Source organism: Pseudomonas sp. PS01297 (assembly GCF_029959305.1).
Taxonomy (GTDB): Bacteria; Pseudomonadota; Gammaproteobacteria; order Pseudomonadales; family Pseudomonadaceae; genus Aquipseudomonas; species Aquipseudomonas helleri.
Map to the genome: position 1 here is coordinate 23,282 of NZ_JASCPQ010000028.1, position 12,794 is coordinate 36,075.

At 59.7% G+C, this 12,794-nt stretch carries 11 protein-coding genes; 6 read left to right on the forward strand and 5 right to left on the reverse strand.

Annotated elements, in window-relative coordinates:
• Window positions 1–185 precede the first annotated feature (185 nt).
• From QMX84_RS10830 to rpmE, 4 genes are all read right to left on the reverse strand, one after another.
• Window positions 186–1,505 carry a lipase family protein gene (locus tag QMX84_RS10830; protein WP_262125982.1) on the reverse strand — a complete coding sequence of 440 codons (1,320 nt, stop codon included), beginning with the start codon at window positions 1,503–1,505 and terminating at the stop codon, window positions 186–188.
• A 204-nt stretch (window positions 1,506–1,709) separates the two neighbouring features.
• The gene (locus tag QMX84_RS10835) at window positions 1,710–2,978 is read right to left on the reverse strand and encodes a malic enzyme-like NAD(P)-binding protein (protein WP_262125981.1); all 1,269 of its coding nucleotides are present in this window, start codon (window positions 2,976–2,978) and stop codon (window positions 1,710–1,712) included.
• 170 nt (window positions 2,979–3,148) lie between these two features.
• The gene (locus QMX84_RS10840) at window positions 3,149–3,985 is read right to left on the reverse strand and encodes a thermonuclease family protein (RefSeq protein WP_282363799.1); all 837 of its coding nucleotides are present in this window, start codon (window positions 3,983–3,985) and stop codon (window positions 3,149–3,151) included.
• A gap of 5 nt (window positions 3,986–3,990) precedes the next feature.
• Window positions 3,991–4,215, reverse strand: a complete 225-nt coding sequence (gene rpmE / locus QMX84_RS10845; RefSeq protein WP_282363800.1) for a 50S ribosomal protein L31 — start codon at window positions 4,213–4,215, stop codon at window positions 3,991–3,993.
• A 224-nt stretch (window positions 4,216–4,439) separates the two neighbouring features.
• Between rpmE and QMX84_RS10850 the strand changes: the two genes are divergently transcribed.
• The 6 genes from QMX84_RS10850 to QMX84_RS10875 all read left to right on the forward strand — a co-directional run bounded on the left by QMX84_RS10850 (window position 4,440) and on the right by QMX84_RS10875 (window position 11,861).
• Window positions 4,440–6,659 carry a primosomal protein N' gene (locus tag QMX84_RS10850; RefSeq protein ID WP_262125979.1) on the forward strand — a complete coding sequence of 740 codons (2,220 nt, stop codon included), beginning with the start codon at window positions 4,440–4,442 and terminating at the stop codon, window positions 6,657–6,659.
• A gap of 210 nt (window positions 6,660–6,869) precedes the next feature.
• Window positions 6,870–8,606, forward strand: a complete 1,737-nt coding sequence (gene argS, locus QMX84_RS10855; RefSeq protein ID WP_123751066.1) for an arginine--tRNA ligase — start codon at window positions 6,870–6,872, stop codon at window positions 8,604–8,606.
• 1 nt (window position 8,607) lies between these two features.
• Window positions 8,608–9,303: an SPOR domain-containing protein gene (locus tag QMX84_RS10860; RefSeq protein ID WP_123751065.1), complete on the forward strand. Its 696-nt coding sequence runs from the start codon at window positions 8,608–8,610 to the stop codon at window positions 9,301–9,303.
• A 177-nt stretch (window positions 9,304–9,480) separates the two neighbouring features.
• Window positions 9,481–10,011 carry an ATP-dependent protease subunit HslV gene (hslV, locus tag QMX84_RS10865; RefSeq protein WP_048366724.1) on the forward strand — a complete coding sequence of 177 codons (531 nt, stop codon included), beginning with the start codon at window positions 9,481–9,483 and terminating at the stop codon, window positions 10,009–10,011.
• 68 nt (window positions 10,012–10,079) lie between these two features.
• On the forward strand, window positions 10,080–11,414 hold the full coding sequence (hslU, locus tag QMX84_RS10870) for an ATP-dependent protease ATPase subunit HslU (protein WP_048366725.1): 1,335 nt from the start codon (window positions 10,080–10,082) through the stop codon (window positions 11,412–11,414).
• Window positions 11,415–11,483: 69 nt separating this feature from the next.
• A complete protein-coding gene (locus QMX84_RS10875; RefSeq protein ID WP_262123389.1) occupies window positions 11,484–11,861 on the forward strand; it encodes a DUF971 domain-containing protein in 378 nt (125 codons plus the stop codon).
• Window positions 11,862–11,967: 106 nt separating this feature from the next.
• On the opposite strand, the gene QMX84_RS10880 is transcribed toward QMX84_RS10875, so the two are convergent.
• On the reverse strand, window positions 11,968–12,726 hold the full coding sequence (locus QMX84_RS10880) for a phasin family protein (RefSeq protein WP_282363801.1): 759 nt from the start codon (window positions 12,724–12,726) through the stop codon (window positions 11,968–11,970).
• Window positions 12,727–12,794: the final 68 nt, after the last annotated feature.

The following is a 12,794-nucleotide window of genomic DNA, read 5'->3' on the forward strand; positions in this document are numbered from 1 at the left end:
CTGAGGGCACACTTGCGAACAAAGCCCCCTAGGCAAAGGGGGGGACATTAGCGGACAGGGCTAAAAGCAGATGTAGGATGCTTCTCTAACATCGAAGGGAAATGAGTCGTTTAATACAAGGTTATTCAAGAGCTTTACCGGGAGAACTGTGTATCAACAGACACAGGCGTCAGCCCCTACTCTCGTCACACAGGCCGCTGCGCACAGTCGCCATACACTTCAGCCACGCTTGGCACCTTGAACCTCAAGCTGTACAAGCGCTGGCGGGTGATGTGGAGCCGGCTCAGCTCGCGCATCAACAGGTTGATCATGCGTTCTTGCTCATGCGAGTGCGCATACACCTCGCTCACCACGGCCTGATAACGACGACGCAGTTGCTGGGCGATGTGCTCAAACGCCAGATCAACCGCCCTCACTTCATCTTCTGTCACTTCGGGTTCACGAGCCTCCAGGGCGACCTGTGAGCGCTGCAATGCAACCCAACTGCTCGCCACATAGCTGTCTACGCCCAACGACTCCCCAAGGCCGATCCCAACCCTCCCGTCGCACTCGGGCCTGTCACGCAGCCGCTCAAACACCAAAAGACTCAGCGCATGCTGGGTCACGATATCGCTTGTGGGTGCCCACATCAGGTGCGCACTCTCCTGCCCGGACGCCAGCGGCATGAAGTGGCACAAGGCTCCGTGATGCTGATACAGCTCGCTGGTCAACGCGCTGAGACCCGCCACAAACACACCCAGCTCAGGCAGCCCATGGTTAAGGCCCAGCGTGGCGTGCCCGCGATACGTCGACAGCCGGGTGTTCATCCAGCTGCCCGGCAGGCTGGGCAACGGGTCGTGATGGTGGACCATGCGGTAATGCGCCAACGATTGCGCCGCCCGAACAAAGGCAGCGTCGCCCGCACGGGGCGCGCCGTAGGTATAAAGCTGCACGTCACGATGGCGCAGCATCTGGCACAGGATCAGCGCAATGGCGCCACTCACACCGTGCCCGCACATCAGCACTTTATGCCCGCCGAAGCCGTTATTCAGACAAGCACTTACGCGCTCATAAAGGCGCTTGGCGGCGTGGTAAAAGCCCCGATGCACGCGGCCTGCCCCCTCGTCAAAGGGCACCGGCTCAAGGTCGCCGTCCCCCAAAAAGGCCGTCGCCGGGCGCGGCTCGCGCACGGCGATCAGCAACAGTTCAGGGGTGTGGGCCATAAACAGCTGATCGCACGACTCCGGTACCCGTTGAAAACGCTGTGAATAAGCCACGTTCTGGTACAGCGGGCGATAAACATGACGCTCAGACGCAGCAGGCTCCAGGATGCTACCGCCGTGCGCGGCCACCAAGGCCATTTGGTAGCGGTTCAGGGCACATTGCTGGCCTGCGCCGGACAGCATGAGGCGTTGGACACGCAATACTCCGTCGATTGCGCCGCGCCCTGTGGCGTCCAGGCCATCGTGGTGAGGTTGGTCCTGTTCATCGACCAATTGAAGGCGGGTACTCTGGGAAACGGGCACAGGTGTCTGCATATCAGCGGGCGTCATGGGGAGGCGTCAAATAATGGAGATCTGACGCTAACGGATAGTGCTGGTGATGGATGTAGGAATATTCTTGAAAAACATAAGAAATGCTTGAGAGAGAAACAGTCGCTTTCAGCCCCCCTTAACGCAAAAAGCCCCGACTCTTTCGAGCCGGGGCTTTTTGTTTGACGCTACGCGGGCTTAGCCGTTGAAGACGTCATCCACGCTTTTCAGCGGGTAGTGTTTCGGGTACGGCAGGGTGGCCACACCGGTCTCGATAGCGGCTTTAGCCACGGCATCGGAGATCAGGGTGATCAGGCGCTTATCCATTGGTTTCGGGATGATGTACTCACGACCGAATTCCAGTTTGATGCCGCCGTAGGCGTCGCACACTTCTTGTGGCACTGGCAGTTTGGCCAGTTCACGCAGTGCGTTGGCCGCTGCGATTTTCATTTCTTCGTTGATGCGCTTGGCGCGAACGTCCAGGGCACCACGGAAGATGAACGGGAAGCCCAGTACGTTGTTGACCTGGTTCGGGTAGTCCGAACGGCCAGTGGCCATGATCACGTCGCTACGGGTGGCGTGAGCCAGTTCCGGAGAGATCTCTGGATCCGGGTTGGAGCACGCGAACACGATCGGGTTGGCCGCCATGGCTTTGAGGCCTTCAGCGCTCAGCAGGTTCGGGCCGGACAGGCCTACGAACACGTCAGCGCCTTGCAGGGCGTCGTCCAAGGTGCGTTTTTCGGTCGCGTGAGCGAACACCGCTTTGTACTGGTTCAGGTCGTCACGGCCGGAGTGGATCACGCCGGTACGGTCGATCATGTAGATGTTTTCGATCTTGGCGCCCATGCTCACCAGCAACTTCATGCAGGAGATGGCCGCTGCGCCTGCGCCCAGGCACACGATCTTGGCTTCTGGCAGGGTTTTGCCAGCAATTTCCAGGGCGTTGATCATGCCGGCCGCGGTCACGATCGCGGTGCCGTGCTGGTCATCGTGGAAAACCGGAATGTCGCACTGCTCGATCAGAGCACGCTCAATCTCAAAGCACTCAGGTGCCTTGATGTCTTCGAGGTTGATGCCGCCGAAGGTGATGGAAATACGCTTAACGGTATCGATGAAAGCCTGCGGGCTTTCGGCGTCGACTTCGATGTCGAACACATCCACACCGGCAAAGCGCTTGAACAGCACGCCTTTGCCTTCCATAACCGGCTTGGACGCCAACGGGCCGAGGTTGCCCAAGCCCAGAATTGCGGTGCCATCAGAAATTACGGCGACCAGGTTGCCCTTGCCGGTGTACTTGTAGGCCAGCTCAGGATCGCGGGCGATTTCGCGTACTGGCTCGGCTACACCCGGGCTGTATGCCAGCGCTAGATCGCGGGCAGTCGCAGTAGGTTTGGTGAGCTCGACGCTCAGTTTCCCCGGGCGGGGCTGGGCATGATATTCGAGAGCGGCGGTTTTCAAATCAGACATATAGGCATTCCGCTTTTTTTCTGTTGGACGACGGACCGCCGAGCATACGCGTGTCGTAAAGTCCCGACAAGACTGACCAGTCAGCAGTGTCAAGGGCTTTACCCTACGACTTTGGGCCAAGAACCGCGTCCTAGAAGGGCTTAATGTCCACAATTTAAATATAAAATTGTCTACAACTTTACATTCGAAATGGTTTTTATCATGCCCGGATGGGTCAGTGATAGCATCCAGCGCGCCTGCCCTGATTTCAAACCACCGCGCCGGGCACGATCCAGCACCCAGCCGCGCACTTCGATTTGCTTGCCCTGCAAGCGGTTGAGCGCTGCCTGATCGAAGTTGCTCAAGTACTCAGGGGCAATGCGCACCACCGCCCCGCCCTGCAGATCAATCCACACACCGCCACGGTTTCGCTGCACCCGGGTGACGTTGGCACTCACCAGCGCGAAACCCGAACGGTTGATCTGCTGCGGGGTCAGCACCCGTGATTGTCGCCACAACCCGAGCGTGGCCGCACGCGCACGCTGCTCGGCGGCCTGCTGGCAATCGAGCAGTTCAACGTTAGGCGCCAGGGCAACCTGAAACCCCAGGCCATCGGCCAGCAACTGTGCTTCGAAATTGCTGCCATTGGCGCCGAAAACATGGGCCAGAGTACGGCCGTAGCGATCTTGCGGTTGCAGCCCCGGTAGCAAGCCGACACGCCCGTCACTCTGCGTGACCAGCGCTTGCAGGCGTTTGCGTGCGGCATCGGCAAACGGCTCGTCAGGGCGGCCCTTTTTACCGGTTTCCGGGGCATTGAGGCCAATCAGGCGCACGCTGCGGCCATCTTTAAGCCGCAGCGAGTCGCCATCGACCACGCGCTCCACCTGCGCGTAGGTGACCGCGCGCGGCGCCGGGCACAGTACCTGCGCCTGAACGGTGGAATACCAAATCGCGGGCACAAAAAAGGCGCCCACAAGGGACGCCTTTTTCATTAACCCGGTCAGACCCAAAAGCCTGGCCAAGGTCATGTGCCTTACTCGGCGACTGTTTTAGCGCCGAAAGCACCAAAACGAGTCTTGAAGCGATCAACACGACCGCCAACGTCCAGAGTTTTTTGCTTACCGGTGTAGAACGGGTGGCACTCGTTGCATACGTCAGTACCCAGTGGCTTGCACAGGTTAGAACGAGTTTCGAACTTGTTGCCGCAGCTGCAAGTTACTTCGATCACTTCGTACGCTGGATGGATATCGGCTTTCATGGGGTATTCCTCAGGCTAGCGTGCCGCCACTCAACACCATTGTTGAATACCGCACGTAAATTTAGGGCGGGAATGATACCAGACCTTTAAACAGACGCAAGCACCGGGGGTCGGCTGCTTCTTCATCTTCATCTACGGGTTTTCAGCCACCCCGAACCTGCTTCCGGGCGCGTTGTCTGCTAGGCTCCCGGCCATATTGAACGCCGACCACTTGAGAGCCCCGCGTGCCCGACGCCATTTTGCGCCTTGCCCTGCCTTCCCCTTTGCGCCGCCTGTTTGACTACCGGGCGCCTGCGGGCGTGCTGCGCAGTCAATTACAGCCTGGCATGCGCTTGCGGGTGCCGTTCGGGCGACGGGAAATGATCGGCATTCTGGTCGAAGTGGTCGATCACAGCGAAGTCCCGGCAGACAAGCTCAAGCCGGCCATCGCCCTGCTCGACAGCACGCCACCGCTGCCCGCCTCGCTGTTCAAGCTGTGCCTGTGGACGTCGCAGTATTACCAGCACAGCTTGGGCGACACGCTGAGCTGGGCGTTACCCGTACTGTTGCGTCAGGGCGAATTGGCCGAGACACGCCAGGAGCGCTTCTGGCAGATCGCCCCCGGCGCCAAGCTGGATGACCCGCGTATTGCCCGCGCCCCGCGCCAGCGCGAAGCCCTGGCCACTCTCGCCCAGCACCCGCACGGCGTGGCCCATCAGCTCCTGAGCAAGTTAAAGCTGAATAAAGACAGCCTCGACCTGTTGCTGGCCAAAGAGCTGGTGACGGTCGAAATTCGCCGCCACGCACCCAGCGCACGCCATGAACACTGGCTGGCCCAGCCCGAGCTGCCGCTCAATGATGAGCAGCGCGCAGCGTGTGAGGCGATTCGCGCCGGATTCGACAGCTTCCACGCCTTTTTATTGGCGGGCGTGACCGGCAGCGGTAAAACCGAAGTGTATTTGCAGTTGATCCGCGAAACCCTCGAAGCCGGCAAACAGGCCTTGGTGCTGATCCCGGAGATCAACCTGGGGCCGCAAACCCTGGCCCGCTTCGAACAACGCTTTAACGCCCGTATCGCGCTGGTGCATTCGGCGGTCAATGATCGCGAGCGCCTCGAAAGCTGGCTCGCGGCCCGCGACGGCGAGGCCGACATTATTATTGGCACGCGCTCAGCGCTGTTCACGCCGATGAAAAACCCCGGGTTGATCATCATCGACGAAGAACACGACGGTTCTTATAAACAGCAGGAAGGCCTGCGCTACCACGCCCGCGACCTGGCGCTGGTGCGGGCACGTCAAGAAAACATCCCCATCGTGCTCGGCTCTGCCACGCCCTCGCTCGAAAGCCTGCATAACGCCTACACCGGCCGCTATGGTTTGCTGCGTTTGAATGAGCGCGCAGGCGGGGCCAAGCAGCCGCGATTCCTGCGCCTGGATGTAAAAAGTCGCCCACTGGACAGCGGTATTTCCGGGCCGATGCAACAAGCCATCGGCCAGACACTGGCTGCGGGCCAGCAAGTGCTGGTGTTTCTCAACCGTCGCGGCTTTGCGCCGACCCTGCTGTGCCATGACTGCGGCTGGATGTCCGAGTGCAAGCGCTGCGATGCGCGCATGACCGTTCATCAGCGCTCAGGCGAATTGCGCTGCCATCACTGCGGTTACGTCGAGCGCGTGCCGCGCAATTGCCCGCAATGCGCCAAGGTGGATTTACGCCCCGTGGGGGCTGGCACCGAGCGGGCCGAAGAACGGCTGGCGATTTTGTTCCCGGATTACCCGGTGCTGCGGGTCGACCGCGACAGCACGTCACGCAAAGACGCGATGAACCAGCTGTTTGCCACCATCCAGAAAGGCCAGCCGTGCATTCTGGTGGGCACGCAAATGCTCGCCAAGGGGCACCACTTTCCACGGGTGACGCTGGTGTCGATTCTGGATGCCGACGGCGGGTTGTTCTCGGGCGACTTCCGCGCCAGCGAACGCATGGCGCAATTGATCGTGCAGGTCGCAGGCCGTGCGGGCCGGGCTGAAGAACCGGGCCGGGTGATTATCCAGACCCACCTGGCCGACCACCCGCTGCTGATTCAACTGACCGAGCAAGGTTACTTTGCCTTCGCCGAACAGGCCTTGAGCGAACGCCGGGCTGCGGGCTTGCCGCCCTTTGCGCACCTGGCGCTGTTGCGCGCCGAAGCGCACAAGCCGGGGCAAGCCGAAGGGTTCCTGGATGAAGCCTGCAGCGAAGCCGAGCGTTTGCTGGGCGAGCTGAACCTGAGCGGTATCGAACTGCTGGGCCCCGTGCCTGCGCCAATGGAACGCAGGGCCGGACGCTACCGCGCTCAACTACTCTTACAAGCCAACGCCCGCGCGCCGCTGCATCGGCTGCTGAGCCACTGGCTGCTGATCCTTGAACAAATGCCCAGCGGCAGACAAGTCCGCTGGTCGCTGGATGTCGACCCGGTTGATTTGTATTGACGCAAGTCCCTGTAGCCGCTGCCGAAGGCTGCGATAAGGGCCGCAGGGCCTTCGCTTTTGATTTGGCCCCATCGCAGCCTGCGGCAGCGACTACGGATTTAACAAAGCCCGACAGCTAAGGTTGGCAAGGCCGACCCGGCAACGGATAATACCCAGTTTTTCCACCTGCGCACTGAAGCGCTACCGCGCTTGCGGTCGAAAGAGAAGACCATGAAAGACACCATTCGCCAGCTGATTCAACAAGCCCTTGCTCAACTCGTCACAGAAGGTGTGTTGCCTGAAGGCCTGACGCCAGCGATTCAGGTGGAAAACGCCCGTGACAAAACCCACGGCGACTTCGCCAGCAACATCGCCATGATGCTGGCCAAACCTGCAGGCCTTAAGCCACGCGATCTGGCTGAAAAAATCATTGCCGCGCTGCCGGCCGATGAGCAAATCAGCAAGGTCGAAATCGCCGGCCCAGGTTTCCTCAACTTTTTCCAGAACACTCAAGCCCTGGCCTCGCGCCTGGACGCGGCACTGGCCGACCCAAAGCTCGGCGTACGCAAAGCCGGCCCGCACCAGCGCACCGCTGTCGACATGTCCGCGCCTAACCTGGCCAAGGAAATGCACGTAGGCCACCTGCGCTCCACCATCATCGGTGACGGCGTGGCACGGGTGCTGGAGTTTCTGGGCGACGAAGTGATCCGTCAGAACCACGTGGGCGACTGGGGCACCCAGTTCGGCATGCTGATGGCCTACCTGGAAGAAAACCCGATCACCAGCGACGAGCTGTCTGACCTCGAAAACTTCTACCGCGCCGCCAAAAAGCGCTTCGATGAGTCCCCTGAGTTTGCCGACCGCGCCCGTAGCCTGGTGGTCAAGCTGCAAGCCGGTGACCCGGACTGCCTGGCGCTGTGGAGCAAGTTCAAAGACATCTCGCTGTCGCACTGCCAGAAAATTTACGAACTGCTGAACGTTAAATTGACCATGGACGACGTGATGGGCGAAAGCGCCTATAACGACGACCTGATCAACGTGGTCAACGATCTCAAAGCCAAAGGCATGCTGGTAGAGAGTAACGGCGCGCAGTGCGTGTTCCTCGACGAGTTCAAAAACGCCGAAGGCGAGCCGTTGCCGGTGATTATCGTCAAGGCAGACGGCGGCTACCTGTACGCCACCACCGACCTGGCAGCCATCCGCTACCGCAGCGGTGTACTGAAGGCCGACCGCGCCCTGTACTTCGTCGACCAGCGTCAGGCCCTGCACTTCCAGCAAGTGTTTGCCGTGGCACGCAAAGCCGGTTTTGTGACCCACCCGATGGAAATGGAACACATGGGCTTCGGCACCATGAACGGCGCTGATGGCCGCCCTTTCAAGACCCGCGACGGTGGCACGGTAAAACTGATCGACTTGCTCACCGAGGCTCAGGAACGTGCCTACACCCTGGTGAAAGAGAAGAACCCTGAGCTGGCCGAAGAAGAACTGCGCGCCATCGCCAAGGTGGTCGGCATCGACGCGGTGAAATACGCGGACTTGTCCAAGCACCGCGCCAGCGATTACAGCTTCAACTTTGATCTGATGTTGAACTTTGAAGGCAATACCGCACCTTACCTGCTGTATGCCTACACCCGTGTTGCGGGCGTGTTCCGCAAACTGGGCAAGCGTTTCGACGAAGTACCGGGGCACATCGTCCTGGCGGCGCCACAAGAGCAGGAATTGGCCGCAAAACTGGCGCAATTCGGTGAAGTGCTAAACAACGTTGCTGAAAAAGGCACGCCACACACACTGTGCACCTACTTGTACGAAGTGGCCGGTCTGTTCTCCAGCTTCTACGAGAACTGCCCGATCCTGAACGCCGAAGACGAGGCCCAAAAACAAAGCCGTCTGCGCCTGGCAGCCCTGGCCGGCCTGACCCTCAAGCAAGGCCTGGAATTGCTGGGCCTGGAAACTCTGGAGCGCATGTAAGTTGGCCGCCAAGAAAAAACCTGCACCCAAGCGAGGCGCCAGCCGGTATCAGGCGCCAGCCAAAAAGCCGATTCCGGGCTGGTTGTGGCTGGCCATCGGCCTCACCGTCGGCGCTTTTATCGTGTTTTTGATGAAGCTCGAGCCGGGTAAGGGCGACGACGTCAAACGGGTCAAGCAAGAGGCGCAAAAGACCTCGCAAGCGGCTGAAGCCAACAAGACGCCGCCGAGCCCGACTCAGCCGGTCAAGCCCAAGTACGACTTTTATACCTTGCTGCCCGAGTCAGAAGTGATCGTGCCGCCAGAAGCCGTGCCGGAGAAGACCCCACCTGCGCAGCCAACGGCCCCTCTGGCGCCGGTGACACCGGCTGAAGCGGCAAAAATCGACACCGTGCGGGCACAAGCGGCCCTGAACGGCCTGACGCCACCGCCGGCACCACCGGTGGTCAAGGAAGCGCCGTCGACAACCAAGTTCTTCCTGCAGGCGGGCTCGTTCCGCAAACAGGCTGACGCGGACAAAGTGCGCGCCCAAATCATCCTGCTCGGCCAAACCGCTTCGGTAGAGTCGGGCACGGTGAAAGACGAAACCTGGTACCGGGTACTGGTCGGCCCGTTCAGCAACCGCGAACAACTGACCGTGGCCCAGAAGCAATTGGCCGGTGGCGGCTTCAACAACCTGTTGTTGCAGCAGCGCCGCTAATCCAGGCCGCAGGCTGCGATCTTTTAACATTCGAAAAGATCGCAGCCTGCGCCAGCGCCTACAGACGCTTCCTTCACTCCATTCATCCGCATTCCCCTCCCGCTGTTGAAATACGCGCTACAACCCCCATATGTATCTCCATCAGGCATTTTCGCCCCGCTGCGTGGAGACTCTCCCTTGACCACCATCGTTTCAGTTCGCCGCCACGGCAAAGTCGTTATGGCTGGCGACGGCCAGGTTTCTCTTGGCAACACCGTGATGAAAGGCAACGCGAAAAAAGTCCGTCGCCTGTACCACGGCCAGGTAATCGCCGGTTTCGCCGGTGCAACTGCCGATGCATTCACCCTGTTCGAACGCTTTGAAGGCCAGCTTGAGAAACATCAGGGCCATCTGGTTCGCGCCGCTGTCGAGTTGGCCAAAGAATGGCGTACCGACCGCTCGCTGAGCCGCCTGGAAGCCATGTTGGCCGTCGCCAACAAAGACGCGTCCTTGATCATCACCGGTAACGGCGACGTGGTTGAGCCCGAAGACGGCTTGATCGCCATGGGTTCTGGCGGTGCTTTTGCCCAGGCGGCAGCCCGCGCCCTGCTGATGAAAACCGACCTGCCGGCCCGCGAAATCGCCGAGACCGCACTCGGCATTGCTGGCGACATCTGCGTGTTCACCAACCACAACATCACTATTGAGGAGCAGGACCTCGCTGAGTAAGCCCCCTGCCGGGCCAGTTCGCTGGCCCGTGTATGCACCTGACTTCAGCTAGAGGAACGCCAATTATTATGTCCATGACTCCCCGCGAAATCGTCCACGAACTCAACCGCCATATCATCGGCCAGGACGACGCCAAACGCGCCGTTGCAATCGCCTTGCGTAACCGCTGGCGCCGCATGCAGCTCCCTGAAGAGCTGCGCGTTGAAGTCACCCCGAAAAACATCCTGATGATCGGCCCGACCGGTGTCGGCAAAACCGAAATCGCGCGCCGTCTGGCCAAGCTGGCCAACGCACCGTTCATCAAGGTTGAAGCCACCAAATTCACCGAAGTGGGCTATGTGGGCCGCGACGTTGAGTCGATCATCCGTGATCTGGCTGACGCGGCGATCAAGCTGCTGCGTGAGCAAGAAATCGTTAAAGTCCGTCACCGCGCTGAAGATGCCGCTGAAGAGCGCATCCTCGACGCACTGCTGCCACCTGCCCGCACGTTTGGCGAAGAGGCGGCAACACCGCAGGACTCCAACACCCGTCAGCTGTTCCGCAAGCGCCTGCGTGAAGGCCAGCTGGACGACAAAGAAATTGAAATCGAAGTGGCCGACGTGGCCGGTGTCGATATTTCCGCGCCGCCTGGCATGGAAGAAATGACCAACCAGTTGCAAAGCCTGTTTGCCAACATGGGCAAAGGCAAGCGCAAGAGCCGCAAGCTGAAAGTCAAAGAAGCCCTGAAAATGGTGCGTGACGAAGAAGCCAGCCGCCTGGTCAACGACGAAGAACTCAAGGCCAAAGCCCTGGAAGCCGTTGAACAGCACGGCATCGTGTTCATCGACGAAATCGACAAAGTGGCCAAGCGCGGCAACGTCGGCGGCGCCGATGTGTCCCGCGAAGGCGTGCAGCGTGACCTGCTGCCGCTGATCGAAGGTTGCACCGTCAACACCAAGCTGGGCATGGTTAAAACTGACCACATCCTGTTTATCGCCTCCGGTGCGTTCCACCTGAGCAAGCCAAGCGATCTGGTGCCTGAACTGCAAGGCCGTCTGCCGATCCGTGTCGAACTCAAGGCGCTGACCCCGGAAGACTTCGAACGCATCCTCAGCGAGCCGCACGCTTCGCTGACCGAGCAATACCGCGAACTGCTGAAAACTGAAGGCCTGAACATTGAGTTCCAGCCTGAAGGCATCAAGCGTCTGGCGGAAATTGCCTGGCAGGTTAACGAGAAAACCGAAAACATCGGTGCTCGTCGTCTGCACACGCTGCTGGAACGCCTGCTCGAAGAGGTATCGTTCAGTGCCGGTGACATCGCCAGCGCGCAGAACGAAGAGCCGATTCGTATTGACGCCGAGTACGTGAACAGCCACTTGGGCGAACTGGCCAAGAACGAAGACCTCTCGCGCTACATCTTGTAAGCCGGGCACCTGTAGCCGCTGTCGCAGCCTGCGACAGCGGCTTCGTGTTTGTGTGAAGACCAAAAGGTTATGACCATGATCCCCAGCGCCATCAACCTGCACAAAGCCTCAAAAACCCTGACCCTCAAATACCCGTCTGGCGAGGAGTACCACCTGCCGGCAGAACTGCTGCGCGTGCATTCGCCGTCCGCAGAGGTGCAGGGCCACGGCAAGCCCATTCTGCAATTCGGCAAAATCAATGTCGGTTTGCTCAAGATCGAACCCGCAGGCCAATACGCCCTGAAGCTGACCTTCGATGACGGCCATGACAGCGGGCTGTTTACCTGGGAATACCTGTACCAACTGGGGAAACGCCAGGATGAGTTGTGGCAGGACTACCTGGCCGAACTCAAAGCAGCCGGTAAGTCCCGCGACCCTTCGGAATCGGTTGTAAAGCTGATGTTGTAGCTCCGGTATCGTAGGAGCTGCCGAGGTACGAAGGCTGCGATCTTTTGATTTTAAAGATCAACAGATCGCAGCCTTCGGCAGCTCCTACAGGTTGGATGTAGGCAACTCAGGATGCGGTGGTTGGCTCCGGGGCCTTCACTTCGGCTGGTTTTTTGGCCGCTGCCGGTTTTTTAGCGGCGGGTTTGGCCGCTGCCTTGGCTGTCGGTTTTGCGGCTGGCTTGGCGGGGGCTTTGGTGACAGGTTTTGCGGCTGGTTTTGCCACTGGCTTGGCCGCAGCGCTGGCTGCCGGTTTAGCCGTTGCAGGCTTGGCGGCTGGTTTAGCGGCCGCGGGCTTGGCAGCAGCAGGTTTGGCAGCAGCAGGCTTAACGGCGGGCTTGGCGGCTGTCGCTTTGGCTGGCGCGGGCTTGCTTGCGGGTGCGGCGGCTTTGGTAGCGGCGACTTTTGCTGCGGCTGCGGTGAGTTTTTCGATGTGCTTAGTCAGCACATCAACTTGCGCATGCAAGGTTTTGACTTCTTCGCGGCTCGGTACGCCCAAACGGGAGATCGCGCTGGTCAGGCGTTTATCGAAAGCCTCTTCGAATTCGCTCCACTTCTCCAGCGCCAAGTCTTTCACGTCTTCAACCCGTGAACGCGCAGATGAGGTGGTTGCTTTGGCTTCATCGACAAACTTGTTGCCTGCACTCTTGGCCAGCTTTTCAGCTTTTTCGCCGTCTTTGACCAGGCTGTCAAACAGCTTGCTGCCATCGGCATCAATCTTTGAGTACACCCCAAGGCCTGCCAACCAGATCTTGCGCGAGTACTCTTCTATCTTGCCGGTCCATGAGTGACTTTCTTTTGCAGGTGCAGCCGGTTTCTTTGCAGCCATTGTGTTCCCCTCAATGTTCAGTCGCGACGTCTTCGAATCAAAGCGCCGCGTCATCAAGGTGAACAACA